General features: G+C 60.6%; 25 protein-coding genes. 11 read left to right on the top strand and 14 right to left on the bottom strand.

Annotation, left to right across the window (positions count from 1 at the left end; all coding sequences use genetic code 11):
• Nucleotides 1-121 precede the first annotated feature (121 nt).
• Nucleotides 122-787 (top strand): hypothetical protein, encoded by a 666-nt coding sequence (locus tag NW862_RS06910; protein ID WP_414333531.1) that lies wholly within the window; start codon nt 122-124, stop codon nt 785-787.
• A gap of 164 nt (nt 788-951) precedes the next feature.
• Here NW862_RS06910 and NW862_RS06905 read toward each other — a convergent pair whose 3' ends face one another.
• Nucleotides 952-1842 (bottom strand): M23 family metallopeptidase, encoded by an 891-nt coding sequence (locus NW862_RS06905; protein ID WP_414349055.1) that lies wholly within the window; start codon nt 1840-1842, stop codon nt 952-954.
• A gap of 205 nt (nt 1843-2047) precedes the next feature.
• Between NW862_RS06905 and NW862_RS06900 the strand changes: the two genes are divergently transcribed.
• Nucleotides 2048-3043, top strand: coding sequence for a carotenoid biosynthesis protein (locus NW862_RS06900; RefSeq protein ID WP_414333535.1), 996 nt, complete (start codon nt 2048-2050; stop codon nt 3041-3043).
• A 156-nt stretch (nt 3044-3199) separates the two neighbouring features.
• Here the strand turns inward: NW862_RS06900 and lspA are convergent, their stop codons facing one another.
• The 3 genes from lspA to cysC form a co-directional block, all read right to left on the bottom strand.
• Complete coding sequence (gene lspA, locus NW862_RS06895; RefSeq protein WP_414333548.1) at nt 3200-3715, bottom strand: signal peptidase II; 516 nt, start codon at nt 3713-3715, stop codon at nt 3200-3202.
• Nucleotides 3716-3918: 203 nt separating this feature from the next.
• A complete protein-coding gene (locus tag NW862_RS06890; RefSeq protein ID WP_414333537.1) occupies nt 3919-4143 on the bottom strand; it encodes a hypothetical protein in 225 nt (74 codons plus the stop codon).
• An 86-nt stretch (nt 4144-4229) separates the two neighbouring features.
• Nucleotides 4230-4769 carry an adenylyl-sulfate kinase gene (gene cysC, locus NW862_RS06885; RefSeq protein WP_414333538.1) on the bottom strand — a complete coding sequence of 180 codons (540 nt, stop codon included), beginning with the start codon at nt 4767-4769 and terminating at the stop codon, nt 4230-4232.
• A 103-nt stretch (nt 4770-4872) separates the two neighbouring features.
• Here cysC and NW862_RS06880 point away from each other — a divergent pair, with 103 nt between their 5' ends.
• Complete coding sequence (locus NW862_RS06880; protein WP_414333539.1) at nt 4873-6144, top strand: aspartate aminotransferase family protein; 1272 nt, start codon at nt 4873-4875, stop codon at nt 6142-6144.
• Here NW862_RS06880 and NW862_RS06875 read toward each other — a convergent pair.
• The gene (locus tag NW862_RS06875; protein WP_414427043.1) at nt 6141-6551 is read right to left on the bottom strand and encodes a hypothetical protein; all 411 of its coding nucleotides are present in this window, start codon (nt 6549-6551) and stop codon (nt 6141-6143) included. The genes NW862_RS06880 and NW862_RS06875 overlap by 4 nt on opposite strands.
• Nucleotides 6552-6717: 166 nt before the next feature.
• Here NW862_RS06875 and NW862_RS06870 point away from each other — a divergent pair, with 166 nt between their 5' ends.
• Nucleotides 6718-7542 carry a creatininase family protein gene (locus NW862_RS06870; RefSeq protein WP_414427050.1) on the top strand — a complete coding sequence of 275 codons (825 nt, stop codon included), beginning with the start codon at nt 6718-6720 and terminating at the stop codon, nt 7540-7542.
• 135 nt (nt 7543-7677) lie between these two features.
• Entirely contained in the window at nt 7678-8340 is a 663-nt protein-coding gene (locus NW862_RS06865; protein ID WP_414349057.1) for a Uma2 family endonuclease, read from the top strand.
• Nucleotides 8341-8370: 30 nt separating this feature from the next.
• Here NW862_RS06865 and NW862_RS06860 read toward each other — a convergent pair whose 3' ends face one another.
• Both NW862_RS06860 and argC read right to left on the bottom strand, forming a co-directional pair.
• Nucleotides 8371-9780: a hypothetical protein gene (locus tag NW862_RS06860; protein ID WP_414335954.1), complete on the bottom strand. Its 1410-nt coding sequence runs from the start codon at nt 9778-9780 to the stop codon at nt 8371-8373.
• Nucleotides 9781-9818: 38 nt separating this feature from the next.
• Entirely contained in the window at nt 9819-10925 is a 1107-nt protein-coding gene (gene argC / locus NW862_RS06855) for an N-acetyl-gamma-glutamyl-phosphate reductase (protein WP_414335956.1), read from the bottom strand.
• Between the two features lie 217 nt (nt 10926-11142).
• Here argC and NW862_RS06850 point away from each other — a divergent pair, with 217 nt between their 5' ends.
• The gene (locus NW862_RS06850) at nt 11143-11427 is read left to right on the top strand and encodes a hypothetical protein (protein WP_414335958.1); all 285 of its coding nucleotides are present in this window, start codon (nt 11143-11145) and stop codon (nt 11425-11427) included.
• Nucleotides 11428-11480: 53 nt separating this feature from the next.
• Here NW862_RS06850 and NW862_RS06845 read toward each other — a convergent pair whose 3' ends face one another.
• Nucleotides 11481-12209, bottom strand: coding sequence for a 2-phosphosulfolactate phosphatase family protein (locus tag NW862_RS06845; protein WP_414337205.1), 729 nt, complete (start codon nt 12207-12209; stop codon nt 11481-11483).
• A gap of 25 nt (nt 12210-12234) precedes the next feature.
• Entirely contained in the window at nt 12235-13008 is a 774-nt protein-coding gene (locus tag NW862_RS06840) for an ABC transporter permease (RefSeq protein WP_414335959.1), read from the bottom strand.
• 62 nt (nt 13009-13070) lie between these two features.
• Between NW862_RS06840 and purS the strand changes: the two genes are divergently transcribed.
• Entirely contained in the window at nt 13071-13328 is a 258-nt protein-coding gene (purS, locus tag NW862_RS06835; RefSeq protein WP_414335961.1) for a phosphoribosylformylglycinamidine synthase subunit PurS, read from the top strand.
• A 499-nt stretch (nt 13329-13827) separates the two neighbouring features.
• On the opposite strand, the gene NW862_RS06830 is transcribed toward purS, so the two are convergent.
• From NW862_RS06830 to NW862_RS06820, 3 genes are all read right to left on the bottom strand, one after another.
• Entirely contained in the window at nt 13828-15426 is a 1599-nt protein-coding gene (locus NW862_RS06830; RefSeq protein ID WP_414334946.1) for a protein kinase domain-containing protein, read from the bottom strand.
• Between the two features lie 44 nt (nt 15427-15470).
• On the bottom strand, nt 15471-16280 hold the full coding sequence (gene ppk2, locus NW862_RS06825) for a polyphosphate kinase 2 (RefSeq protein WP_414334955.1): 810 nt from the start codon (nt 16278-16280) through the stop codon (nt 15471-15473).
• A gap of 150 nt (nt 16281-16430) precedes the next feature.
• Nucleotides 16431-17645, bottom strand: coding sequence for an HhoA/HhoB/HtrA family serine endopeptidase (locus NW862_RS06820; RefSeq protein WP_414427042.1), 1215 nt, complete (start codon nt 17643-17645; stop codon nt 16431-16433).
• 204 nt (nt 17646-17849) lie between these two features.
• Here NW862_RS06820 and NW862_RS06815 point away from each other — a divergent pair, with 204 nt between their 5' ends.
• The 3 genes from NW862_RS06815 (at nt 17850) to glgP (ending at nt 22456) form a co-directional block, all read left to right on the top strand.
• A complete protein-coding gene (locus NW862_RS06815; protein WP_414334948.1) occupies nt 17850-18377 on the top strand; it encodes a nucleoside deaminase in 528 nt (175 codons plus the stop codon).
• Nucleotides 18378-18646: 269 nt separating this feature from the next.
• A complete protein-coding gene (locus tag NW862_RS06810) occupies nt 18647-19843 on the top strand; it encodes a SpoIID/LytB domain-containing protein (protein WP_414349018.1) in 1197 nt (398 codons plus the stop codon).
• A gap of 411 nt (nt 19844-20254) precedes the next feature.
• Nucleotides 20255-22456, top strand: a complete 2202-nt coding sequence (glgP, locus tag NW862_RS06805; protein ID WP_414334950.1) for an alpha-glucan family phosphorylase — start codon at nt 20255-20257, stop codon at nt 22454-22456.
• A gap of 153 nt (nt 22457-22609) precedes the next feature.
• Here the strand turns inward: glgP and ftsH are convergent, their stop codons facing one another.
• Nucleotides 22610-24526 (bottom strand): ATP-dependent zinc metalloprotease FtsH, encoded by a 1917-nt coding sequence (ftsH, locus tag NW862_RS06800; protein ID WP_414334951.1) that lies wholly within the window; start codon nt 24524-24526, stop codon nt 22610-22612.
• A gap of 263 nt (nt 24527-24789) precedes the next feature.
• Between ftsH and NW862_RS06795 the strand changes: the two genes are divergently transcribed.
• Nucleotides 24790-25263, top strand: coding sequence for a phycobilisome protein (locus NW862_RS06795; protein ID WP_414334952.1), 474 nt, complete (start codon nt 24790-24792; stop codon nt 25261-25263).
• Here NW862_RS06795 and NW862_RS06790 read toward each other — a convergent pair.
• Nucleotides 25260-25520, bottom strand: coding sequence for a ferredoxin-thioredoxin reductase variable chain (locus NW862_RS06790; RefSeq protein WP_414334953.1), 261 nt, complete (start codon nt 25518-25520; stop codon nt 25260-25262). The genes NW862_RS06795 and NW862_RS06790 overlap by 4 nt on opposite strands.
• Nucleotides 25521-25623: the final 103 nt, after the last annotated feature.

Below are 25623 nucleotides of genomic sequence, written 5' to 3'. Positions count from 1 at the left end.
TGACCATCAAGGTGGGCGCGACGTTGAATTGAACATCAGAGGGATCCCTTATCCCGGCTATTTTGTTAACTGGAGAAGCCTTGGAGTCTCCTAGAATTTTAGGGTCGAGGGGTGAGGAAATATGCGGAAGCTGTTGTATTCCTATGGTCGCATAGCCTGGGGAGTGGCCTTGGTTGTCACCCTACCAACTGCCGTTGGTTCTGCCCATTCCCAGCCTATGCTTCCGCTTTTGCCGGCTGTTTCTGAGGGGGGCAGCGCGCGCGAAGGAGTTGTTGCCCTATTTCGTCAATCCATCTGGTGGGACTTCATCCGTGGCAATCGTGGCGAAAACCTGCGCCTGTTTGCGGCCAGCCTCACCGCTTCCGATCGTCAGGATGTAGTGGCCGTGTTTGAAATCCAGCGGCAGCCGACAGTGGAGCCGGTGGTGCGGGTTCTCAGCTTTGGACATCAGGGAGGATACGATTTTCGCCTGCTCCACACGGCTGAGCCGATCCCAGGGCGGTTGGTGGAAGCTCACCTGCGCACCGACATCACCCCCAGCACCCAGCCCAAGTTGGTGCTGCTCACCGAGCGAGGGGGCATCAGCCTGCTGCGGTCTGTCTTGGTCTTGGAACACCGGCTAGAGGGGTTTGTGCCGTTGCTAAGCGTAACAGACTTAAGCAATGCTAGCCTGCGGGTCAGCCCCCAAGGGATCCTGGTCATCTCCAGCGTGCCGGGATCCAACCGCGACTCGCGCGCCACCCTCTACCAGTGGGAAGGAGATGGCTTTGTCCGCCGCGATCTGTAGCATCCCAAGTTTTTCGATTGGCGACAAGGCATAGGCCGCTGGGATTCGTTCCCAATTGCTGCGAAGCAGTCCCCTGCAACTCCCCTCTCCCACTGGGAGAGGGGTCGGGGGTGAGGGGAGATCCCACTGGGAGAGGGGTCGGGGGTGAGGGAAACGTCTCCAGCCTATTGAGGATGACTGGAGAATTGTTGAGCCTGCCAGCAGGCGCCTAGGCTGGGCGCTTGGCCCACCTGCCAAAGCCACAGGCTCTCTGCTCCCAGGGGATGCAGGCTCCAGGGATCCAGGCCAGACCCAAACCACCCGTAGGGATCGACAGGAGCGGGCTGGCCGGAGTTGGTTTGATCAAGGCGGCGCACCTCAAAATGGAGATGGGGCCCGCTGGCGCAGCCGCTGTCGCCCGACAGGCCGATTACGTCCCCTGCCGCCACTCTCTGTCCCTCCTGCACCCGGATTTGGCTGAGGTGGGCGTAGAGGGTTTCCAAGCCGCCTGGCTCGTGCAGAATGCGCACCCGCAACCCCCTGACCGGGCGGCCCAAGCCAGGACACAAAAACTGCGGCTCTTGACGCGCCAAGGTGACCCGTCCTGAAGCGGCGGCCAAGATCGGCGTACCCACCGGCATGGCCCAGTCGTAGCCGGCGTGGCCATCGCTTTTGCCGCAGGGGTGCAGCGGGCCAGGGAGCCAAACTTGGCCTTGCCCACTGACAAACCGTCCGTTGCCATCTTCCTCCCCCAGGGGCATATCGTGGTCGAAAAGGTTGGTGACGGGAAATTCGCCGACAAAGGGCTTGTGCAAGAACGGCCACTGGGGCAGCGGCGCATCCCCATCGGCAGAGCGATGGCTCTCCAGCGCCAGCCGATAGTTTTCCAGCTCCTGACGCTGAGCCGGATCCTGCGACTGCCGATACAAGAGATCCACCAGGCGCAGGGCCTGAGACCAGTCCCGGCGCTCCACAGCCCGGGCCAACTGGGCGTACACCCCCACCAGGGATCCCTGCCACCGAGGTAGGGGCAGGCCCTGGGCAAAGACAGAGGGGATGTTTACGAATTGATACAATAGACAGCAAAATATCAGCAGTGTCACCGTTAGCAGCAGTGACACCTCTGTCCAGGGAGCCATCCCAAGTAGGCCGGCCCGCAAGCAAGCGGGTTCGTTCTTGGAGTTGGGCTTTCTTCCCAGGCCACCCGCTTTTCTCCTCAGCCGTTGTAGGAGCGGTAGAGAGGCAGAGCGGCTTTGCTTAACCACTCTCCTGGAGTTTCTCATGCGTTGGTTCTCGTCCTCTGGTGTTCTCGTCAGTCCGTCTTTGCAGCTTTCTGTTTGGCGAAGTGTTCTGCCTCTGTCCGGCTCAATTTGGCGGCGGCTGGAAGCTTTGGCGCTGGGTTTGCACATTCTGTCTTTGCTCTTCGGGTTGGCAGGGTTGCTTTGGGTTGTACCCCATCCTGAGTGGGTGGCCAGTTTGCCCCCCGTTGGCATTCAAGCCTTCTCCTGGAGCATGGGCAATGGCGGCGTTGCCTACATGGTGTTCGGGGCGCTGGCGGCGGCTTTGATGGGATCCCGACTGTTGGGAGTGCGGCGCCTGTTGATGTTTTTGATCCCGGCGGTGGGCATCTCCCTGGCCAGCGAGCTGTTGGGCACCAGTACAGGGATCCCCTTTGGCGACTACGGCTACCTCAGTGGGCTGGGCTACAAGATTGCCGGGCTGGTTCCCTTCACGATCCCTTTGTCTTGGTTTTACGTGGGGCTGTCCTCTTACCTGTTGGCGCGGGTGGCGCTGCAAGCGGGTCGCCACTGGCTGATCCACTGCGAGGCCATCCTGTTGGGGGCGCTGCTGCTCACCGCTTGGGACTTCGTGCTGGATCCGGCCATGACCCGCGGCTTGATCCCCTTTTGGACGTGGTTTCAGCCGGGGCCTTTTTTCGGCATGCCGTTGCAAAACTTCGGCGGTTGGATGCTGACCGGGGCCGCCTTTATGACCGTAGCCAACCTCCTCTGGGGGAAAGATCAGCCTGTGTTGAACCGCCGCCAGTTGTTGGGGCCGCTGGTGCTTTATGTAGCCAATTTTGCTTTTGCCCTGCTGATGAGCCTGGGATCCGGCATTTTCGCGCCAGCGGGGCTAGGCCTGTTGCTGGGCTTGGGGCCGGCTTTGGGGTTGTGGTGGAGCGCTCCGCCTGCACCCTCCCATCCCGAAGCGGTTGAAGGAGAGGCAGCTCGAACCTGGCAGGCGCTGGAGGATCCTGGCTGGGCGGGGGTGAAATAGCTGCCTGGCGTAGTTATGAGGGAGCAACAGTGCCCTGTAGCCCTTTCGGTGCTCACCCCTCTTGCTGGCCCATATCTGCCTGGACGAATGGGGGGATCCTTCGGGGCCACCCAAAATGGAGCCCAAGTCGCGGCAGCGGTGGGGTAGTTTGTTAACTTAACTGCTGCCGCCGTGGCCAGACTTTTTTTCTGGATGAGGCGAAGTGGAAGCCGGTTCCGTTTCCTTTGATTTGTCCTGTAGCAAGCCGATCAGCAAGCAGGCCACCCCAAGGTTGATGGCCACATCCGCCACGTTAAACACCGGAAAGCGGATCCAAACCAGATTAAAAAAATCCACCACGTAGCCGTTGAGAAAGCGGTCGATGCCGTTCCCTACCGCTCCTGCCCAGACCAGACCGTAGCCCGCCTGTTCCCAACGGCCCAGGCTGCCGCCGCGAATCGCCAGCAGCGCCAGCGCCACCGCTACCCCCAACGAGACCCACTTGAGGAACTCTGCCGAATCGGCAAACAGGCTCCAGGCGGCGCCGGTATTTTCCACATAGGTGAGGTGAAACACCCCCGGCCACAGCTCGATTTCCGGCCCCGGCAGCAGCCGCTCCACCGCCCAGCGCTTGGTCGCCTGATCCAGGATCACGCCCAGGATCCCGGCCAGCCAAAAGCCCGTGTTTTTCATGCCCTTTTGCTTCACCACGTCCACTGGCAATAGCGCTCAGAGGAGCACTTTTCCCATCCTGACATTCTCTCTCCCGCCTGTGGGTGACAAACCGCAGGGGCAAGGCTTGGGGGTTCATCTGGCTGGAGAGCTTAATCAAGAAAAACGCCCGGCTGGCTGAGCCGGACGGGGATCCCACAGTCCAGAGAAGAGGACAAGGGCAGCTACCGACCCTGTTGCTCCAGGGATCGGCGCAACTCACTGGCCATCTGCAGAAACTCTTGCGGATTGCCCGCCTTGCCGTAGGAGGAGCGATCTTCAACCTTTTTGCCACTGCCTTGGCGGGTGCGGGTGTTGAGCAAAGAGCTGGCCATTTCCATGAACTTGGCAGGGTTTCCTTCGCTGCTGCCCCGCATCACAGAGGTTCGTCCGGCACGAGTCACTGCCATAGCTACCTTGATTCTCAGAAACGAAATGCTTGTTCATATCTTCCCACAAGGGATCCCAAACCCGCCAGGCCCAGCGCTCTATTAAGCTAGGAGAATTGTTGGAGATAGCCGTGAATTCTCAGGCTTTGCATCACCAATTCGATACATTCAGAGATGCTTTGCTCGGCGGTTTTGCACACCACCTCTGGACATTCCGGCGGCTCGTAGGGATCGTCGATGCCGGTAAAATGCTGGATGAGACCTGCCCGCGCTTTGCGATAGAGGCCCTTGACATCCCGACGTTCGCATACCTCTAGGGGGGCATCCACAAAGACTTCGATGAAGTTGCCGATCTGCCGCCGCACCTCCTGCCGGGTGGCCCGATAAGGGGAAATGGCCGACACCAGCACGATCACCCCGTGGCGGGTCAGCATCTCTGCCACAAAGCCGATGCGGCGAACGTTCTCATCCCGATCTTCTTTGCTGAAGCCGAGCCCTTTGGTCAGGTGTTGCCGCACCAGGTCTGCATCGAGCACTTCCACCGCCAGCCCCAGAGCCTGCAACTGCTGGGCCACACCGCAGCTCAGGGTGGTTTTGCCCGCGCCGCTGAGCCCCGTAAACCAGACTGTTACCCCCCGCCGCCCCATGGGTGTGGATCCCGTCTCCTTAGAGCTTCGTCAGAATAGCATCCTCAGAGCAGAGTGATACACTCGAATCACTGTCCATTCTCTCTCTGTCTTGCCGCCGGCCATGTCACCGCTGAGCTCTTCTCTCGTCGATACCCCCTCGCAATCCGCGACCACTGCCGAGCTGTTCGAGCAGCATGTGATGTCCACCTACGCTCGCTATCCTCTGACCTTGGTGCGGGGGGAAGGCTGCCGGGTTTGGGATGAAGAGGGGCGGGAGTACCTGGATTTTGTGGCCGGCATTGCCACCTGCACGTTGGGCCATGCCCACCCCGCTTGGATCCAGGCGCTGACGCAGCAGGCGCAACAGTTGCACCATGTTTCCAACCTCTACTACAACCAGCCGCAGGCGCAACTGGCCCAATGGCTGACCCAGCACTCCTGTGCCGATAAGGTGTTTTTTTGCAACTCGGGGGCAGAGGCCAATGAAGGCGCCATCAAGCTGGCCCGCAAGTACGCCCATACGGTGCGCGGGATCCAGGATCCGGTGATCCTCACCGCCCAGGCCAGCTTTCATGGACGCACCCTGGCCACCATTACCGCCACCGGCCAGCCGAAATACCAAAAAGACTTTGCCCCTCTGGTGCCCGGCTTCGATTACGTTCCCTACAACGATCTCGAGGGTACGGCGGTGGTGTTGGAGCGCTGGGGCGAGCGGGTGTGTGCCGTGCTGCTGGAGCCGCTGCAGGGGGAGGGGGGGGTTGTCCCAGGAGATCCCGCCTACTTCCAGTGGCTGCGCCGGGTCTGCAGCGAGCGGGGCATCCTGCTGATGTTGGATGAGGTGCAGGTGGGCATGGGGCGCAGCGGCAGGCTCTGGGGCTACTGCAACTTGGGAGTGGAGCCGGATGTGTTCACCTTGGCCAAGGGTCTCGCCGGTGGGATCCCGATTGGCGCCCTCTTGGCCAAAGAGTTTTGCGCCGTGTTTCAGCCAGGGGATCACGCCAGCACCTTTGGCGGCAATCCCTTGGCCTGTGCAGTGGGCCTGGCGGTTTGCCACACCCTGATGGCCGAAAGCCTGGTTTGGAATGCCCAGCAGGCAGGAGCCTATCTGCGCCAGGGGCTGTCTCGCCTGGCAAGGCAGTTTCCGCAGCTTGTTCAAGAGGTGCGCGGCTGGGGCCTGATCCAGGGTTTGGTGGTGCGCATCCCGGCGGCTGAGGTGGTCAGGGCGGCCCTGGAGCAGGGGCTACTGCTGGTGCCGGCGGGATCTCAGGTGGTGCGCTTTGTGCCCCCCTTGATCGTCACGCCAAAGGAGATTGACGAGGCGCTGGCGCGGCTGGAATCGGCTCTGCAGAGCTTAGCCGTTGGCGATGGCGGGACAGAGTCCTGGCAAGCTTAGCCCTGGTAGAGCTGTTGCAAAAACGCCTGCAGCCGCTGGCGGGCCTCATGGGGCAAGGGATCCCTGGCCTGCTCTAGCAGGGGCAGTACCTCCTCGGCGTAGGCCGGGACAAAACCGTCAGCCGGCCAGAGCAAATCCGAAGTGGATTGCAGGTTTAAAACTTGGGATCCCTGCTCGAGCAACAGGGGCCGCACCCACAGCAGCGCCGGGGATCCCGCCTCAAGATTGTGGAGAGAAACCTGAATCAGCTCCACGTAGAGGGTGGCTTGCGGCCCCGGCAAAGCTAGAAGGCGGCGGGGTGAGGTGGGGGCACTCCCTACTTCCGTCCCAGCAGGCAGAGGACGTCCTCTAAGGGGGGGCTCCTCACCAGAGCCACATTGAGCAGGCAGACAGGGCCACAGGGTCATGGAACGGCTGGCTTCCGCTTAGGAACGATCGAGACAAACTACACCTGATCTTAAGAGACGCCTTCTCAGGTTCTGCGAGGGGATCCCGTCGGAAGCAGAGATTGCCCAAGGTGCTAGTCTTGCAGGCAAGGCTCCTCGAAATTCCTTGCAACCGGATCCCGCCATGATGCACACCTTTATCCCACCCCACCGCTTTTTCCCCTACCTGACCTGGACGGAGATCCAGGCCATGCCCGACAAAGAGAATGTGGTGATCATCCAGCCCGTAGCCTCGATCGAGCAACACGGGCCCCACCTGCCCCTGGTGGTGGATGCCTGCATCGGCACCGCAATCATCGGGCGGGCCATGGAAAAACTAGAGCCGGGGATCCCGGCCTATGTCCTGCCCACCCAGTGCTACGGCAAAGCCAACGAGCACTGGCATTTTCCGGGCACCATCACCCTCTCGGCGCAAACCCTGATGGCGGTGCTGACCGAAGTGGCCGAAAGCATTTACCGGGCCGGGTTTCGCAAGCTGGTGTTCCTCAACTCCCACGGCGGCCAGCCCGAAGTGCTGCAGATTGTGGCCCGCGACCTGCACCAGAAGCACGAAGACTTCCTCCTTTTCCCCATCTCCGTCTGGCGCGTTCCCCACCAAGGCCAGGAGCTGATGACCCCGAAAGAACGGGAACTGGGCATCCATGCCGGCGACGGCGAGACCAGCATGCTGATGTACCTGTTGCCCGAGACAGTACGAACTGACCGCTTGGTCTGCGAGTACCCTCAGGATCTGCCGGAAGACAGCCTGATTAGCCTGGAAGGGCGGATCTCTTTTGCCTGGACAACTCGCGACCTCAGCCAGAGCGGCGTCCTGGGGGATGCCACCGCCGCCACGCCGGAAAAAGGCAAACTTTTGGTGGAGTCCATGGCCGATGGCTGGGTGCGGCTGATCCGGGATCTGTACAAGTTCCAGCAGCCCCAGGCTTGGCGCAAAGACCCGCTGCCAAGGTAGGGATCCCGGCAGATGTCTTTACCTTCTGAGGCTTCTGGCCAACCCTAGCCTGCTTCTCAGGAGCGGAAGCAGCGACTTCGCCAGGACGGGTGATAGGCTTGAGGGGAAGTTCCCCTACCCTGTGAGGGGAGAGCAATGGTTCTTGCCTCAAAGCCAGCCACCCCTCCCATCCTCGAGCGGCACGACGCCACTTGGCAGGACTACCTGACCATTGGCAACCATCCCACCCTGGACTGGCAGAAGATTTCTTTTTACCAGGGCTGGTTGTGGGTCAACATGGGCAAAGAAGGGCCAGAGCACGCCTCCGTCAGCGATTTCATCACCATCATTTTTGGGTTTTGGGCCTTTCTCCACCCGGATGTGCCCCTGCAGTCCTACGGTCGCTGTCTGATTGAGTACCCAGAAACCCACGCCTGTGCCCCCGACCTGGTGCTCTACAAAGGGGAGAACATCCCCAGGTACCAAGCTGGCGAGCCGCGGCGGATTGATTTGCGTTTCCAAAGACCCCCTGACCTGGTGGGCGAAATTGCCGACACTACCCTCAGCCTTGACCTGGACGAGCAGAAGCAGCTCTACGCCAGCCTGGGCATTCCTGAGTACTGGGTCATCGATGTCAAAGGGCGGCGCGTTTTTGCCTTTGGGCTGGCCGAGGACAGGCGCTATCGGGCCATTGCCCAGTCAGAGGTGCTGGCGGGCCTGCCGATGGCGCTTCTCGAGCAAGCCCTAGAACGGTTGGCCAACGAGACCAACACCGCTGCCGCCAACTGGCTCCTGCAACAGCTCCAACGCCAGGCTTGAGGCCACCGCTGATCAAGATTTCAGGAGAGGTCAGTCTTCTGATTCTTCTATCTTGGGATCCAAGCTCTTGGCGGTAAGGCGCAGGGCCTCTGCCTGATCCATCACTCGTGGAGCTTGTGCTGCCGTCTCAACGCCCTGGCGATAGCTCTCCCACAGAGGCATTTCCGGGTAGGTCTGCTGCAGTTCCTCAATCCGATCCAAAAGGGCCGCCAGCCAGCCGGCTGTGCCCCAGGTGAGCAAAAACTGGAAGGGGTTCCAGAGGTTGAGCTGCCGCCCCAACTCATTTAAGCTCTCGTTGCGGATGGGCGGATCGAAGATGTTGGCCACCGTCATCAACTGTCGTGCCAGCAGGGGTCGAAGGGCTTTCTCGGCAGCCTCCACCACGGCAGGGATGGCGGCCTGGATCCGGTCGGGGTCGGGAATATTCCGCGCCTGGGGCAAGGCTTGCAGCACCAACTCCAGCCGCCGCCCTGCCTCTGCTGATTCCAAGGCCGATTCCAGGGTGGTGCCCACACTGAGAAACACTTCTCCCGTCAGCAGCCGCACTGCATCGATGACCAGGTGATACAGGGGGGGGATCACGAGCTTAATCCACTCGCTCTGGAAAAACTCCCGCAGCCGCCGGGCCGCATAGTCCCCCACCTGGGTGGTCTGGATCCCCACTTGGGTGAGATTGAGGTACCAGTCGGGGGGGGATCCCTTGGGATCCAGCCAACGGCGCAGGGTTTGCCATTCTTCTTGCGTGAGAGCGGTGCGTCCCTGTTTCAAACCGGTTCGCCGCAGCTTGCCCTCGGCATTCAAGAGCCTGCGCAGCTCCGGTGTGCCCAACAAGGACAAAGCACCTGCCGAACCCACACTGCCAATCTCGATGGCAATCAAGGTGACTAACAAGGCGGCTGAGGCTGTCACCTGGATCTGGCCAGTTTTGTCCATCACAAGAGGCAGGCGGCTGTTGCCATAGGCACGGGCACTCATCGCCTCCAGAGCAGAGCGTTGCTCAGAGCTCAGCACCCAGGAATCGGTTTCCGCCGGCTCCTGCAGGCCGTGATACAACAGGCTGGCCACCCAGGCTCGATCGGCAGCCCGCCCCAAAGAGCCAATGACCACCTCCCATTGGCAGGGGTTAAGCAAGGGCAGGAGGGCTTGCAGCTCTTGCCGGATGGGCTCTGGAGAAGTTGCACTTCTTGCCCTGTCCAGAGCTGCCTGCAGCCGATCCCGCGCCTCTCGGCACAGCCCGCCCCACTCCAGTTGCAGGCGGGCCAGGGTTTGTTGCACCGTTTCTTCGGAGCGCCGGGGCAGATCCTGCCAGCCCGCCTCCAGTTGCCGCCACAGCTCCTCCCAGTTCAGGCCCTCAGCAGCGCCATTGACGGGATCCGCAGCAGTGCTGGGCGAGGCATTGTGGGGCTCGGAAGCGGAAGAAGGATCCAGGGGCTCAGACATGGACAGAGGTGGCCTCAAGGGGATTACCGGCATTATAGCTAGGGGTAGAAGGCCAGCCGCGGTAAACCCAACGTTTCCGGCCATCCCATCATCAAGTTGAGACACTGCACTGCCTGCCCGGCTTGCCCCTTCATCAGGTTGTCGATGACCGACAGGACGATAACCCGGTTGGTGCGGGTGTCCACCTCCAGCCCAATCAGGCAGGTGTTGGTGCCGGAGACCCATTTGGTTTGCGGGTAAACCCCCCGCGGCAGCACCCTCACCCAGGGGGATTGGCGATAAAAAGCATTGTAGATAGTGAGCAAGTCTTCCCCCACAAAGCCGGGATCCCGCAGGTTGGCGTACAACGTAACGTGGATGCCCCGCACCATGGGCACCAGGTGGGGCGTAAATTGCACAGTGATGGGCGTGTGGGTCAGGTCGGCACAGCCCTGCTCGATCTCGGGCGTATGCCGGTGTTGGGCCACGCCATAGGCCGCCAGCGAGCCGTCCACCTCGGCAAACAGGGATCCCACCTTGGGGGTGCGACCTGCCCCCGAAACGCCGGACTTGGCGTCGAAAATGAGGCTGTCCAGCTCCACCAACCCCTGCCGCAGCAGCGGGGCCACTGCCAGCAACGAGGCGGTGGGATAGCAGCCGGGACAGCCCACCAGTTGGGCTTGGGCAATCGCCTCGCGATACAGCTCTGGCAGCCCATAGACCGCCTGCTCATTGGCTTGGCGATAGGCAGGGCTGGGCCAGTTGGGATCCGTCTGCCCCAGGCGGTACCACGATTGGTAGGTGGCCAGGTTGCGGAAGCGGTAGTCTGCCGAGAGATCTAGAACTTTGCAGCCTTTGGCCAGCAAAGGCGGGGCCAGGTCCGCCGCCAGCCCATTGGGCAAAGACAAAAACACCACCTGGCTGCTGGCGGCAATGCGATCCACCTCTACCGGCTGCACGGTCAGATCCACCACCTGGGCCAACTGGGGATAGAGATCCCCATAGCGCTTGCCGGCACTGTCCTGGCCGGCCAAGTAGGTAAGCTGCACGCCGGGATGCTCGCTCAGCAGCCGCACCAATTGCACTCCTCCATACCCGGAAGCCCCGACAATGGCGACGCGGACGGGATCGACGGGTGGGAAGGAGCGGGGCGCCATATTGGCCATGGGGAGCTGCCTGTGCAGGAGAAGTTACATGATGGCTTGCCTTAAGTTCTATCGCATTTTTCCGCCGCATTTGCCCCTGCATCTTGTTCATCCGCACGGGTATTGCCCAGCAACCCAGTGGGATTTGTTATGCTGGGCTCACCGGAGCTGCTTCGGCCTTGGCAGCGGCTTCTATCTTTCTTTGTGTCTGTCTGGGTAGCTTCATCATCTTCGGTCTATGCACTATGAGCGATTGATCAACATTGTTCTGCGAGCCTACGGCCAAAGCAGCCGCCATGGTCTGGATCAAGAAACCCTGACCCTCTACTCCGAAGGCCCCTACACCCTCTACAAGCTCACCTCCCATTTCGACCGCCGCTCCATTTTTGTCTTGGCCCAGAATCAGCGGGATATGTTTGTTTCCGGCGATGCATTTCACAACAAGCTGATCCCGGGGGAATGGCAGGCGTGGCTACACCAGAAAGCGTTGAGCATTGCTCCCGATACAGCAAAAGCGGGCTAGTCGGAGACGAGCCCACATCCAGCCTGTCGAGATCCGGCCAAGAGCTGTAGGGACTACCTGTTGTTGGCCAAAACCCCTGGTTGAACCTGTCGGGGCACCACCGAGAGCCGATCCAGCTCAGCACAATAGGCCAGATCCCTGTCGTTTTCCGGCCCAAGCCCCAACAGCCGCTGCCCGTGGCTAGAGCGCCGCAACAGACCCAGGAGATCCTCCTGCCAAGTTTGGTAGAGAGCTAGGGCGGCCACCGCTTCGTCGTTGCCCAACTGCTCCAACGAGCAGCCCAAGCGATGCAAAATCGCCCCGGCACAGGCGGTGTCTTCCAACGAAAAGGCCCCTTCCCAGCCGGATCCCACCAGCCACACTTCGGCAAAAGCTCCTTGTCTGAGAAATTCCACCACCGCTCCCAAGTTCACCAGGGCCGCCGTGATCACCACCGGGATCCCTTCTAGGCGCTGCAGGCTGCGCGTGCCGTTGGTGGTGCTCAGGAAGATGCGCTTGTCTTGCACGCGGTCGGGGGTGTAGTCGAGGGGGGAATTGCCCAGATCGAACCCTGCCACTGCTTTGCCCCCCCGTTCCCCCGCCAAAAGCCGCTTGCAAGCCGGCCAGTTTTGGCTTGCCTCCTGGAGCTGTTGCAAGTGAGCAAACACCTGTACCGCCTCTGCCCCTGCTGCCAGCGCTGTGGCAATGGTGGTGGTGGCCCGCAGCACATCGATGGCCACCGCGCACTCTGGGATCCCGGATAGAGGCACCTGTTCGGGCGTGTAGAAGTGGGAAAAGCGCATGGGAAAAGGGTGAGGAGCGAAAACGTTAAAACTCACGCCGGGCAAACACCAACACCGCCAGAATTAGCAGCAAAAGGGTGTAAACCAAGCCGTAAAGTGCATCTACGAGAAGTTCTGCCGGAGGGGGAACTTGGCCGTAAACGGCAGCGTCTCTCAGGTTGAGGCGCTCCAGATCCGGCAACACCCAGTAGATCATCTCGAACACTTTGCCCAACCCGCCATCTTCCACCAACTTGCTCAATTGCAACAGAGCACGGCTGGCATGGCCCATCAGGAACAGGGCAATGGTGTAGAGCGTAGCCAAAATTGAAGAGGTAAAAACCCCGAATAGCAGGGCGGCGGCGACAATCAGCGCCAGCTCCAAGAAAGTAAAGGCCGCCGCCCAGGAAACGGCCAAAAGGGGAATCGGAGCCTGCACCACCAGCAAACTCAGCAGAAAAACGGCCGTCATCAGCAGCACCAGCACCGACAGCAGAGCCGACAGGCCCAGATGCTTGCCGACAATGAACTCTGCCCGGCTCATGGGTTTGGCAATCAGCACATAGACAGTGCGCTTTTCGATCTCTTTATTCACCAGCCCTGTGCCAACGAAAATGGCCACGATCAGCCCAAAGAAGTGAATGGCCGCCAACCCCAAGTCGGCAATAATCTTGTTGTGGGCTTGGTTAGCCACCTGCGGGATCAAAACAATGGCTCCCAGCATGGCCACCGCAAATACCATCACCAGGTAGAGAATCCGATCCCGAATCGTTTCTCGGAAAACGTTGTGGGCAATGGCCACCACGCGCGTCGCATCCATGTCTGCACCCAAAGCCGTGACGATCCGACTGATACACTGGTAACAGATCCAGCTCCCATTTTATGCAGTTCCAGGCCCAGATCCAGATTCACCTGCGCCCCTCTGTGCTCGATCCTGCCGGGGCCGCCGTCCAGTCCAGCCTACATCAGTTGGGGCACACCCAGGTGCGGCAGGTGCGTATCGGCAAGCACATCCAACTGCAGCTAGAGGCTCCCGACGCCGAAACTGCCCGACGCCAGGTGGGCGAGCTGTGCGACCAACTGCTGGCCAACCCGGTGATCGAGACCTATCAAATCCAAGTGGATCCCATCGAGGGTTAATTTGCGGGGTTCGCATGATTGGGGGTTGATCGAGCTTTCGCGGTGGGAAGACCCCCACTGTAGAGCCAGCAGGGTATATCGACAAAGACAGTTTGGCAAGGCGATTGGGGAAGCCTAGGTTTAAGGGCTGGGCAAAGGCAAGCTTTTCACTACAAAACCGCAATTCAGTTACTCGAAAAATCCGACATAATTGGCTTTGAAAGTTTGAATATGAAAGGTTTGGCTAGGACTGGGATGGCAAAATCTATCCTAGATAGGGGCAATTTCTGTCTATTGTCGCCCACAAAAAAATAGCGGTGAATGCAAACGGCACCACCCAAAATTGCTCCAATTGCGGCACTCCCGTATCTAAGACGATTGCAGGCCGAGGGCATTGACTGTCGTCCTGTTTTCGGGAGTCGTTGCGTTTCAAACCCGATTAAGACGCTCCCCAGGCGCTTTGCGCCGCTGACGCGACCCCCCTAGCCTTTCTTCTTCTTTTTGGGAGAGGGGAGTTTTTTTATAGACAGGCTTTTAGCTTTTTCAGCACCGCTCGATCCAGTACCAACAGGGCTGAGTGCAGGCCACCTGAGTAGCCCCAGAGAAAGCCCACCGGCAGGTGACCTTTTGGTGCTTCCAGGTTGGTCTTGAGCTCCCCATACCCCAACCAGCGGCCCTGCACCCGCCAGCCGACTCTTTCTCCCATGCACGCTTCGCGGGGCAACGCCAAGAAGGAGCCCGATCTGATCCCGCCTCCCGCCTCGGGATCGCACTCCTGCCAGAGCTGCTTCTGGACGGTGAAGCCGAAGCGCCCATGGCTGGCCTGCATCCACAGTTGGTCGATCAGCCGCAACAGCGGGCAGGGGAAAGCCTGAACATCCTTGGGATCGAAAAAGCCCACCTGGGATCGCCCGCCCAGCTTTAACATCAGGGCCGTCGTCCAGCGATCCGCTTCCCCCCACCGCCCGGCCCGCAGCCGATCCCACAGCCCTTGTAGGGCGGGAGCCGCTTCTCCCACCCAGTCTGGCCAGGGGAGAGTAGCGGGCAGGGATCCCTCCCAGCTCCCTTGCCTTTCTGGACAGATCTCAAAAGGAACCAGGGATCCGGATGCCCCCTCTTTTTTCTTTATCGTGGCAGGGGTGGGGGGCGCCACTATTTGCTCCAGCTCTTCTGCTGAGTGCTGGGCCAGGAGCTGTTCCAGCTCATCTTGAGGTTGCCGGGCTAGAAGCTGCTCTAGTTCCTGCAGATCCTGGGTGCGAAGGGCCGGCTCAAAGGCAACCGGCTGCTTCTTCTCTTCTGGAGAGACCGCTGCCGGCAACAGGGCCAGCCACTCGGACATGGTTTGCGGGCGCTCTTCGGGGTGGAGAGCCATCCCTTTGAGGATGGCGGCCTCTACAATCTCGGGAATGCTGGGGTTGAGGCTGCGGGGGGTATCCAACTGGCGGCCTGTGGCCCGCACCGGCGCACACAGGGGCACCATTCCTGTCAGCAGGGTGTAGAGGGTCGCTGCCAAGGCGTAGACATCGGTGAAGGCGCCGCGGCGGCGTAGGCTGTCGTATTGTTCCAGAGGGGCGTAGCCATCGGTGCCGTAGGAGGTGTGGCGCTGGATCAGACCTTGGGCGTAGGCCCGCGCCAGCCCAAAGTCGATCAACACCGCTTGCCCAGATCCCTCCCGCACCAGGATGTTGGCCGGCTTCACGTCTCGATGCAGAATCCCCTGTTCGTGCAGGGCCATGAGGGCGGATCCCACCTCCCGCGTCAGGCGCAGGGCTTCCGGCAGGGGCAGCGGCCCCTTTTGCCGCAAAAGCTGGTGCAGAGTCTGGCCACGGATGTACTCCATCACAATGCACCAGCAATCCTGCTCCCAGATCACCTCTTCCACCTTCACCACATGGGGGTGGCGGCAACGGGCCAGTTGCAGCGCCTCGTTCATGAAGTTTTGCTGGAAGCGGGGATAATCGGGATCCTCGCGGATGCTGTCGTTTAAGACCTTGATAACCACATAGTCAGCACGGACGCTATCCCAGGCGCGGTAGGTGATGCCAAAGCCCCCTTCCCCCAAAATGGCCTCGATGCGGTAGCGCCCCCCCTGCAATTCTTCGCCAACTGCCCAAGCCATACGCGATCTCGCTCCCCGCCTCTAGGGCTATTCTGTCACGGGGATCAGTAAATAGACGGCACATAGAACTGCTCGTTGCGGGGCGGCCGCCGATAGAGCTCTCCTGGCGGGCGCGGCGGCAGCTCTATCGCCTCAGGGATTAAGTCTTCGTAGGGGATCTTGCTGAGAATGTGGTGAATGCAGTTGAGACGGGCCCGCCGCTTGTCGTCGGCCTCCACTGTGAACCAGGGGGCCTCGGGAATGTTGGTGTGGGCTAACATCGCGTCCTTGGCTTTGGAATACTCGACCCAGCGGTTGCGGGACTCCAGATCGATGGGGCTGAGTTTCCAGCGTTTGAGCGGATCCTTCACCCGTTTTTGGAAGCGGCGCTCCTGTTCTGCGTCGCTCACGGAAAACCAGTACTTCAAAAGGATAATGCCGGAGCGCACCAGCATGCGCTCAAATTCGGGACAGGAGCGCATGAATTCCTGATACTCTTCCTCGGTGCAAAAGCCCATCACTCGCTCGACTCCGGCCCGGTTGTACCAACTGCGATCGAAGATAACGATCTCGCCGGCAGCGGGGAGATGGGCCACGTAGCGCTGAAAATACCATTGGGTGCGCTCTCGGTCTGAGGGCACCCCCAGGGCAACCACCCGGCAGCCGCGGGGATTGAGGGGTTGGGTCAGGGTCGTGATCATGCCCCCCTTGCCGGCAGCATCGCGCCCCTCAAAGATGATCACCACCTTTAGGCCCTGGTGCTTTACCCAGTACTGCAGCTTCACCAGCTCCACCTTGAGCGGGAACAAGGCTCGCTCGTAATCTTTGCGGGAGAGTTTGGGGCGCTCAGGGGCAGGTTTCGAGATCCCGCCGATTTTGAGCCATTTCTTCTTTTTGCCCTTAACGTTCGGCTTCACCTCAGAGAGAGGGGTTTCAGAGGAAAGGTGGGGTTCGGGGATCACAAAACAGCTCCAAAACTGGACTGACCAGGGGGTTGGTCGGGGCCAGGATCCCAGCCTACCTGCTCAAGAGCCCACCGGCAGCACCCCCGTCTTCACCTGGAAGGTGCGCGCCTGGCCATTGCGGATGACCCGCAGCGTCAGCGTCTTGCCCACCCCCGCCGCTTCCACCAACTGCTGCACCTGCTCGGCATTGCGGATGGCTTGCCCATCGATCTCGGTGATAACATCCCCCTCTTGCAAGCCAATTTGCTCAGCCGGGGAGCCGGGAATTACCTGCCCGATCAACACCCCCTCTTGCACCGTCAGCGGGGTGGGGCGGGCCGGGTCACGGTTGAGGCGGGCCACCAAATCGGGGCTGAGGGTAATCATGCGAATGCCCAAGAAGGCATGCTCCACCCGGCCATTGCGGATGAGTTGCTCGGCAATTTCCATGGCGCGGTTGATGGGGATGGAAAAGCCGACGCTCTGGGCCCGCTGGAAAATGGCCGTATTCACCCCAATGACGCGACCTTCCGCATCCAGCAGCGGGCCGCCCGAGTTGCCGGGATTGATGGCCGCATCCGTTTGCAGGAACGTCACCCGCTTGTTGGTGGCCCCAATCTGCCCGGAGGAACGCCCGACGGCGCTGATGATCCCTGCCGTTACGGTGTTGTCCAGGCCCAGCGGGTTGCCGATGGCGATGGCCCAATCCCCCGGCCGTACCTGGTCGGAGTTGCCCAAGGTAACCGTGGGCAGATTTTCGCCCTCGATCTGGATCACGGCGATGTCGGTCACCGGATCTGAGCCTTTGACCTCCCCTTCAAAGGTGCGTCCATCCAGCAGATGAACCCTAACCCGCTCGCTGCCTTCTACCACGTGGGCGTTGGTGAGGATGAGGCCGTTGGCATCGATGATGAATCCGGATCCGGTGCCTTCCTGCTGAAACTCCTGCGGCAGTTGCGGGATTTGTCCCCCAAAGAAGCGACGGAACAGGGGCTGGTTAAACAGCTCGGGATCGATGGGGCTGGCTACGGTGCGGGTGGCATCGATGCGCACCACCGCCGGGCCGACCTTTTGGGCAACAGCGGCAATGAAATTGGAAGGCCGCACGGCATCGGCGGGAGAGGCAGACTCAGGCAGAAGGGATCCCACCCCCCCGCCGGCCCGCTGCGACCAAGTGGCAAGGGGAGTTTGCTGCAGCCATGCTTGCCCCGCTCGAGACGACAGCCAGACTCCACCGGCAACGCCGCCGCCGAACAAAGCCATCGCCAGAAGTGTTTGCCGTAGAATCCGCGCCATGATCCCTCCCAAAGCTAAGCCGTATTGCCGAGAAAACAAATGCGAAGATGGAGAAAGCTTGAGCCAAATCCACCAACTGAGGCCAGCTCAGTCCAGCTTCACATCTATAATATTCCACCCACCCTCACTCATTTCTTTGGATTGGTAAGGGCTTTGCGCTTAACTTAGCAAATCTGGCGGGCAACGGCAGTGCTCAAACGCCCAATGACGATCGGCAATTCGAGCAAGCTCCCCTCTTTGTTGCCCCAGGGGCGGGATCCGTGGCAGCGCCACCGCGCCTGGATGCAGTTGGCCCTGCGAGAAGCCGAGCGGGCAGGAGAAGCTGGGGAGGTGCCGGTGGCAGCTCTGGTGGTGGGGCCGGGGGAAGAGTTGTTGGCCCTGAGCGGCAACCGGCGGGAACGGGATCGGGATCCCACCGCCCATGCGGAGATTTTGGCCCTACGGCAGGCGGGGCAGCGCCTGGGCGACTGGCAGTTGCAGGGCTGTCGGCTATATGTCACCCTCGAGCCCTGCCCCATGTGTGCGGGGGCGATCAGCCAAGCGCGGTTGGCCCAGGTGATTTACGGCGCCGACGATCCCAAGGCCGGAGCGCTGCGCAGCGTGCTCAATGTGCCTGCTTCTGCCGCCAGCTTTCATTGCCCAGAGGTCATCGGCGGGGTTTGCGAGGCCGAGTGTCGTCGCTTGTTGCAGCAGTGGTTTTGCCGCCGGCGGGGGATCCCCCTGGCAACCTAATGGGGAACTTGGGCGACAAAAAGGTCGGCTTGAAGTCGTGCATCCGCGAGAGGTTTTTGATACTGTCATATCGGCTAAGGCCTCCGGCCCGCTAACGCGAGCGGCTGGCCGGGATCCCCTAGGACAGGCAGCGGCTTGAGTTTCGGGTGAGTTTTGAGATCTGCCTTCTCAGGCCTTGCTTTGTAGATTTTCTGGTGGATCCCTTCCTCGCCCATCGGTGGGCAGGGGATCCGCTGCTCATAGGTGGTCTCTACCCAGAGGAGTGACGTGTGAGTGTAGCCCTCTTTTCCTCTCCGGTTGTGTCTCCGCTGCCCTCGGCTTGGCTTAGGGGGATCGGCCTTCTGGTCTGGGCCTGGCTCTGTTTGGCCTTCCCGGTGCAGGCGCGGGTGCTGCTGCGGGTGGGGATTGCCGTCAACAAGCCGCAGGTCAGGCTTGGCAGCTCTGCCCCGGCCCGCCTGTTGAACGCCCAGGGACAGCCACTGGCCGAAGTTCCGGCCATGCAGCCGCTGCAGGCCAGCCGGATAGGCTCGGCGGTCAGTTTGGCCGGCCAACAGGGAGAACGCCTTTACCTACAGCCCACTACCCCCGATGGGTTGGTGTTCATCGACCAGAACTGGTACCGCGGCTGGGTGGAGCTGATCCCCGGCGAGAGTGGGGTGATCGCCATCAACCAAGTTGGCTTGGAAGACTACGTTTCCAGCGTGGTGGGCAGCGAGATGGGACATCGTTTTCCCATGGAGGCCCTCAAAGCCCAAGCGGTGGCCTCCCGCACCTACGCCCTCTACCACCGCAGTCGTCGCTCCCAGCAGCCTTTTGACTTGGGAAATGGCGTCGATTGGCAGGTCTACAAAGGGGTGGCCGCCGAATCCAACCGCACCCAAGCGGCAGCCCGCGAAACCGCCGGACAGGTGCTTATCCACCAGGGGCAGTTGATCAATGCCGTTTTCCACTCCTCCGGGGGCGGGCACACGGATGATGCAGGGAATGTCTGGTTAGAATCGCGGCCCTACTTGCAGGGGGTGCCCGATTTCGATCACCACTCGCCGGTGTTTAGCTGGACGGCTACCATTCCCGCCCAGCAGCTCCAGCAGTTGGCCGGCGGGATCGGGGCCATCCGTTCCATCGAGATCCTGCGCAGCTCCCCCTGGGGACGGGCCATCACCCTGCGCCTGGTGGGATCCCAAGGCAGCAAAGACGTCAGCGGCAGCGAATTCCGGCGGGCCCTGGGGTTGCGCAGCACGATGATCGCCATCAGCCCCCGCGGGGAGACGGCCACTACAGCCAGCCTGACCCCTATTGCAGCAGCCTCACCGGCTTTCTTCGAGATCCAGGGGCGCGGCTACGGGCACGGGGTGGGCATGAGCCAGTGGGGAGCTGCCGCCCTGGCCAGCCAAAACTACTCCTACCAACAGATCCTCAGCCACTACTACCGCAACACCCGCCTGGCCGTGGTGGAAGGACGCTAGGGCTCAACTTCGGGAAAAAACCCACAAAATAACCGATTGGTAGCAAAAGTAGCTGTAGTTTTTAAGAGTTTGTGGGTAGCAACATTTTGATCGCTCTGGAGAAGTTTCCTGAGAGTTCGTTGGGGTTCTGCAGATCTTGTTAACTCTGATGCCGCACCCTCTCTTGAGTGTGGCGGAATCGAAACCTGGTCTGCTGGTGGTCGCTGTTTTTGAGGGCTCCACGCCACTGTGGCAAGATCGAGGAAAGCTCCGCAAAAGCTGAGTTGCGTCTCCTGAAGATTTTGTAGAAATCTTGAATTCTCTTCTGCGGATCCTCAGGATCGGCTCAATAATAATTGAGATACGTTTACCGGGATCGACCTCTACCTCTTCTTTTTCGAGCCCATAACTTTAACCTCAGGTATCTGCCCTATGTCCATTGCCACCTTAGCCCCCGCTTTTCCTGAACGTTGCCCGGCGCTGCCGCAGGCGCTTACCCCTTTGTGCGAGATCGCCCGCAACTACTGGTGGACTTGGAACCCCGATCATCTCACCATTTTCCGGGAAATGGATCCTGCCCTGTGGGAAAAAACCTCTCACAACCCGGTGCGCATGCTGGAGGAGGTTTCCTACTTGCGCCTGGCGGCCTTGGCTACTGACGTCAACTACCTCAACACGTTGAACCGGATGGTGCAGTCCTATCGGCAGTACATGGCGGCTGAGGATACCTGGGCCAAGCGCACCATGAAAACCTACGACTGGCAGCGCCCCATCGCCTATTTCTGCGCTGAGTATGGCCTACACGAGTCTTTGCCCACCTACTCTGGGGGCTTGGGTATGTTGGCCGCCGATCACCTCAAGTCGGCCTCCGATTTGGGAGTGCCCCTGGTGGCCATTGGATTGCTCTACCGTCAGGGCTATTTCCAGCAGCGCCTGGACACCAGTGGCTGGCAGGGGGAGCTTTATGAAGACTCCGAGTTTGAGTCTTTGCCGCTGACCTTGGTGCGTCAGCCGGATGGCAGCCCTCTGTTGGTGGAAGTGGCGATGCGGCAGCGGCTGGTGAAGGCGCGCGCCTGGCGGGCGGACGTGGGCCGGGTGCCTCTCTTGCTGCTGGACACCGACCTGGAGGAGAACGATCCCATCGACCGCTGGATTACCGCCCATCTCTACGGGGGCAGCACCGACACGCGCATTGCCCAAGAGTGTATCCTCGGCATCGGGGGGGTGCGTCTGCTGCGCCAGTTGGGCCTGGATCCCATGGTCTATCACATGAATGAGGGGCATGCCGCCTTCTTGACCTTGGAGCTGCTGCGGGAAGAGGTGGCGCGGGGCACGCCTTTTGAGGCGGCGGAGGCCAAGGTGCGGGAAAAATGTGTCTTTACCACCCACACACCGGTGCCGGCTGGCCACGATGCTTTCAGCCCCAACGAGATGGATGCGTTCTTTGCTTCCTTCTGGCCACAACTGGGCCTGACGCGGGAGCAATTTTTGGCTTTGGGAGCTCGTCGCAGCGGGGATCCCTGGGAGCCCTTCAACATGACGGTGCTGGCTTTGCGCTACGCGCGGGCGGCCAATGGGGTAAGCAAGCTGCACGGACGGGTTTCTCGCGAGATGTGGCATGTGCTCTACCCCGAGCGGTCGGTGGATGAGGTGCCCATCAGCTCTATTACCAATGGGGTGCACGCCCGCACCTGGGTTTCCCCCCTCTTCTGGAACCTCTACGATCAGTACTTGGGCCCCGACTGGCCGGAGCGGGTGTCGGATCCGGAACTGTGGGCCAAGGTGGAAGAAATTCCCGATGAGGAGCTGTGGCGGCGCAAGGAAGCCCTGCGGGAGCGGTTGGTGTCTTTTACCCGCCACCGGGTGTTGCGGGCGCGGCGCAACCGCGGCGAAAGCAATGAGCGCATCCAGGCGGTCAACCAGTTGTTGGATCCCAAGATCCTGACGATTGGGTTTGCCCGCCGCTTCAGCACTTACAAGCGAGGAGATTTGATCCTGCGCGATCTGGAGCGAGTGACCCGCATCTTCACCAATAAAGAGTATCCTGTGCAGATTATCTTTGCCGGCAAGGCCCATCCGCGGGACGAGGGGGGCAAGCGCCTGATCCAACGGGTGGTGGAATGGTCCAATCGCCCTGAGGTGGCCAACCGGGTCGCCTTCATTGAAAATTACGATGCCTATGTCGGTCGCAACTTGGTGCAGGGGGTAGATGTGTGGCTGAACAACCCGCGACGCCCTCTGGAAGCCTCTGGCACCTCAGGGCAAAAGGTGGGCTTCAGCGGGGGGTTGAATCTGTCGGTGTTGGACGGCTGGTGGCCGGAGGGTTACAACGGCCGCAATGGCTGGGCCATCGGCCAAGAAATCGAAGGCTTGGATCCCGCTGCCCAAGACGATTTGGACGCCAACTCTCTCTACGATTTGTTGGAGTATGAGGTGATCCCCATGTTCTATGAGCGGGACGAGCAAGGGATCCCGCGCCGCTGGATTGCCCGCATGAAGGAGGCGATCCGCACCCTCAACCCGGTTTTCAACACCGACCGCATGGTGGCCGAGTACGTGTTGAAAATCTACGAGCCTCAGCCCCTGGAAGCAGAGGTGAGCCGGACTTTGTCAGGTTCGGCTGTGGTCGGCTAGGATCCCCCGGCCCCTCTCCCAGAGGGAGAGCCCTCACCCCCAGCCCCTCTCCCAGAGGGAGAGGGGAGATGGCTATCATCAGGCAAAAATCGAGATCCCTGCCCTCCTCAAGGGAAAAGGCAGGGATCCCAGGTCTAGGCACAGGAGAGGGGCCTAGGCGTTGGCGTTGAGGGTTACCGGGAAGGTCAGCGGCTCCGGCTCCTCCTCAGGCGGCAGCATCACCACCTCAGAGCTGTCGATGATCGCCTGCAGCTCTTCCCCATCGATGGTCTCGGCTTCCACCAAGCGGCGGGCGATGCGCTCCAAGAGGGCACGGTTTTCCCGAATCAGGTAGGTGGCCCGCTGGTAGGCCTCATTCACCAGCCGCCGCACCTCCTCGTCGATGAGGGCTGCCGTCTCCTCAGAGAAGTCCCGTTCTGCGGCGATCTCCCGGCCCAGGAAGATGTTGGCATATTGGCGACCCAGGGCCACATTCCCCAGGCGATCGCTCATGCCAAAGCGGGTGACCATGTTGCGGGCAATGCGGGCCACCTGTTGCAGGTCGCTGGCCGCCCCTGTGGTGATCTCCGACTCCCCGTAGATCACCTCTTCGGCCACCCGTCCGCCCAGGGCAACGGTCATCATGTTTTTCAGGTGGGCACGGGTGGTTAGCCCCATGTCATCATCGCTGGGCAGGAACCAGGTGAGGCCACCCGCCTGGCCGCGGGGGATGATCGTCACTTTTTGGATCGGGTCGTAGTTGGGCAAAAGGGATCCCACCAAGGCGTGGCCCGCCTCGTGGTAGGCCACCAGCTCCTTGCGCCGCTCGCTCATGAGGCGATCCTTCTTCTCCGGGCCGGCCAACACCCGATCCACGGCGTCGTTGATCTCGTCCATCGAGATCTCGGTGAGGTTGCGGCGGGCCGCCAAAATGGCCGCTTCGTTGAGCAGGTTGGCCAAATCCGCACCGGTAAACCCAGGGGTGCGGCGGGCCAATTTCTCTAGATCCACATCGGCGGCCAGGGTTTTGCCGCGGGCATGCACCTTGAGGATCTCCAGACGGCCCTGAAAATCAGGGCGATCCACCGTCACTTGGCGGTCAAAGCGACCGGGCCGCAGCAGCGCCGCATCCAACACATCGGGACGGTTGGTGGCGGCAATAACGATGATGCCGGAGTTGCCCTCAAAGCCGTCCATTTCGGTCAGCAACTGGTTCAGGGTTTGCTCCCGCTCGTCGTTGCCACCCCCCAGGCCAGCTCCCCGCTGCCGACCCACGGCATCGATTTCATCGATGAAGACAATGCAGGGGGCATTTTGCTTGGCCTGCTCGAACAGATCCCGCACACGGGAGGCACCGACCCCGACAAACATCTCCACAAACTCAGAGCCAGAAATGGAGAAGAAGGGCACACCCGCCTCACCGGCCACAGCGCGGGCCAACAGGGTTTTACCCGTGCCGGGCGGGCCCACCAGCAACACCCCACGCGGGATCTTGGCTCCCAAAGCCGTAAAGCGCTCTGAATTTTTCAGGAAATCCACCACCTCCGCCAGCTCCAGCTTGGCCTGCTCGATACCGGCCACATCGTTGAAAGTAATTTGAGTTTTCGGCTCCATTTGCACCCGCGCCCTCGATTTGCCGAAGTTGAGGGCCTGGCTGCCAGGGCCATTTTGAGCGCGCCGCAGCAGGAAAAAAAGCCCCAGCAACAGCAAAACAGGCAGGAAGAAGGTGCTGAGAATGCGCCCGAGGAGCCCTTCCTCCTGAACCGGGCGCACCGCCAGCTCCACCCCGTTGGCAACCAGGGTGTTTTCAAACTCTGGAGTAAGGGGGGGCAGATTTACCTGCACTTGGGTGGCGCGGTTGTTGATTTCTGCCTCGGCAATGGCCACTTGGCGACCATCCGGGGCCGTCTCCACCAAAACCTTGCTGACCTCGCCCCGTTCCACGCGGCTGATCAAGTCGGAGTAGCTGATCTCCAGGCGCTCAGCCGGGCGGGTGCCGAAGAAGGTGGTGGCCAAGGAGATCAAGACGATGGCCAGCAGCGCATACAACCCCGCGCTTCTCCATTTTTTGTTTTTACCTTTCTGACTCACGGAAGTGTTTCCTCCCAAAGGGTGTTTTTGAATCGAACTCGCAGATGGCCACTCGTAGGTAACAATCTGGGGTCGAGTAGGTTCTTGCAACAACAGACTGTTAATTAATATTAACCTGACTGAGAGGGTTGCCGAGGATCCCGGCAATCCTGCTCTTCTGGCGAGGAGTTTAGGGATAGGATCAAAAGACCCAGGCTGTGCCGTCAGCCAAGGGGGGTGTTTTTTTCTCATTCTCACCCATTCCAGCTTGCCCAAGGAGCCCCATGCTGACTCAACTGCGCCAACTGAGCATCGCTGCCGATGGGCGCTATCTCAGGGATGAGGAGCTGCAATTCATGGAAACCTACCTGGCTTCCTTTGACCTACGCCTGAGCGCCTATCGCAAGATTCAAGCGGCAGAAGCCCAGATCATCCGGGATGTGGAGATGAAAATGCGCGCGCTGGATCCCTACTTGCTCATGCGGGGGGTGGAAGACTTTAGTAACAAGTGGAAAGCTGACACCGTTCGGGTGCTGCGCCTTTCCGCCTTGGCCATGCTCTTGGACGATGAGCAACGCTACAAAGAGCGGTTTCTCTACTGGTTTCAGACCTTGATGCGGGCCTTCCGCACCCAACGCAGTTGCGAGGCAACCTACCGCTTCCTGCAAGAGGTGATGGCCAATTACCTCACCCCCGCGGAAGCCGACTTGATCAGGCCGATTCTGGAAACCAACCGCACGCTGCTGAGCCTCAACTAGGCAGCCGTCCCGGCAGACTCTGCTGAGTTGGCCGGCTCAACCAACTCTAGCTCATCGGCCTGCAGATGAGCCCGGAACTTGTTGCCAAACTGCACCTGAAAGGGAAAATTGGCGCTGATCGGACGGCCATTCCAATCCTGAATCACGGCCTTCAGCTCCCCTTCCATGCCTTTGAGGTCAAAAGGTTGATTGCGATATTCCGGGTGGTGATAGACGATCACGCTGGTACGCACCCGCACTCGATCTCCAACTTTCATGTCTTTTCCTCCCCAAAAAGTGGCCCACCAGAGAAACTGACTGAGAACACTCTAGCTCAATCTCTAAGCAAGTCTTCAAGATATGAAGAAGTATGTGGAAACT

The sequence above is a fragment of the Synechococcus sp. H55.8 genome (assembly GCF_047462375.1).
Classification (GTDB): Bacteria; Cyanobacteriota; Cyanobacteriia; order Thermostichales; family Thermostichaceae; genus Thermostichus.
The sequence above is the reverse complement of the archived record's forward strand: the minus strand, read 5'-3'. Positions and strand labels throughout refer to the sequence as shown.

What these genes read in the sequence shown, in the direction of transcription:
- NW862_RS06910 (WP_414333531.1), top strand. Translation starts at nt 122, where the DNA reads ATGCGGAAGCTGTTGTATTCCTATGGTCGCATAGCCTGGGGAGTGGCC.
- NW862_RS06900 (WP_414333535.1), top strand. Translation starts at nt 2,048, where the DNA reads ATGCGTTGGTTCTCGTCCTCTGGTGTTCTCGTCAGTCCGTCTTTGCAG.
- lspA (WP_414333548.1), bottom strand. Translation starts at nt 3,715, where the DNA reads ATGAAAAACACGGGCTTTTGGCTGGCCGGGATCCTGGGCGTGATCCTG.
- NW862_RS06890 (WP_414333537.1), bottom strand. Translation starts at nt 4,143, where the DNA reads ATGGCAGTGACTCGTGCCGGACGAACCTCTGTGATGCGGGGCAGCAGC.
- cysC (WP_414333538.1), bottom strand. Translation starts at nt 4,769, where the DNA reads ATGGGGCGGCGGGGGGTAACAGTCTGGTTTACGGGGCTCAGCGGCGCG.
- NW862_RS06880 (WP_414333539.1), top strand. Translation starts at nt 4,873, where the DNA reads ATGTCACCGCTGAGCTCTTCTCTCGTCGATACCCCCTCGCAATCCGCG.
- NW862_RS06875 (WP_414427043.1), bottom strand. Translation starts at nt 6,551, where the DNA reads ATGACCCTGTGGCCCTGTCTGCCTGCTCAATGTGGCTCTGGTGAGGAG.
- NW862_RS06870 (WP_414427050.1), top strand. Translation starts at nt 6,718, where the DNA reads ATGCACACCTTTATCCCACCCCACCGCTTTTTCCCCTACCTGACCTGG.
- NW862_RS06865 (WP_414349057.1), top strand. Translation starts at nt 7,678, where the DNA reads ATGGTTCTTGCCTCAAAGCCAGCCACCCCTCCCATCCTCGAGCGGCAC.
- NW862_RS06860 (WP_414335954.1), bottom strand. Translation starts at nt 9,780, where the DNA reads ATGTCTGAGCCCCTGGATCCTTCTTCCGCTTCCGAGCCCCACAATGCC.
- argC (WP_414335956.1), bottom strand. Translation starts at nt 10,925, where the DNA reads ATGGCCAATATGGCGCCCCGCTCCTTCCCACCCGTCGATCCCGTCCGC.
- NW862_RS06850 (WP_414335958.1), top strand. Translation starts at nt 11,143, where the DNA reads ATGCACTATGAGCGATTGATCAACATTGTTCTGCGAGCCTACGGCCAA.
- NW862_RS06845 (WP_414337205.1), bottom strand. Translation starts at nt 12,209, where the DNA reads ATGCGCTTTTCCCACTTCTACACGCCCGAACAGGTGCCTCTATCCGGG.
- NW862_RS06840 (WP_414335959.1), bottom strand. Translation starts at nt 13,008, where the DNA reads ATGGATGCGACGCGCGTGGTGGCCATTGCCCACAACGTTTTCCGAGAA.
- purS (WP_414335961.1), top strand. Translation starts at nt 13,071, where the DNA reads ATGCAGTTCCAGGCCCAGATCCAGATTCACCTGCGCCCCTCTGTGCTC.
- NW862_RS06830 (WP_414334946.1), bottom strand. Translation starts at nt 15,426, where the DNA reads ATGGCTTGGGCAGTTGGCGAAGAATTGCAGGGGGGGCGCTACCGCATC.
- NW862_RS06820 (WP_414427042.1), bottom strand. Translation starts at nt 17,645, where the DNA reads ATGGCGCGGATTCTACGGCAAACACTTCTGGCGATGGCTTTGTTCGGC.
- NW862_RS06815 (WP_414334948.1), top strand. Translation starts at nt 17,850, where the DNA reads ATGACGATCGGCAATTCGAGCAAGCTCCCCTCTTTGTTGCCCCAGGGG.
- glgP (WP_414334950.1), top strand. Translation starts at nt 20,255, where the DNA reads ATGTCCATTGCCACCTTAGCCCCCGCTTTTCCTGAACGTTGCCCGGCG.
- NW862_RS06795 (WP_414334952.1), top strand. Translation starts at nt 24,790, where the DNA reads ATGCTGACTCAACTGCGCCAACTGAGCATCGCTGCCGATGGGCGCTAT.
- NW862_RS06790 (WP_414334953.1), bottom strand. Translation starts at nt 25,520, where the DNA reads ATGAAAGTTGGAGATCGAGTGCGGGTGCGTACCAGCGTGATCGTCTAT.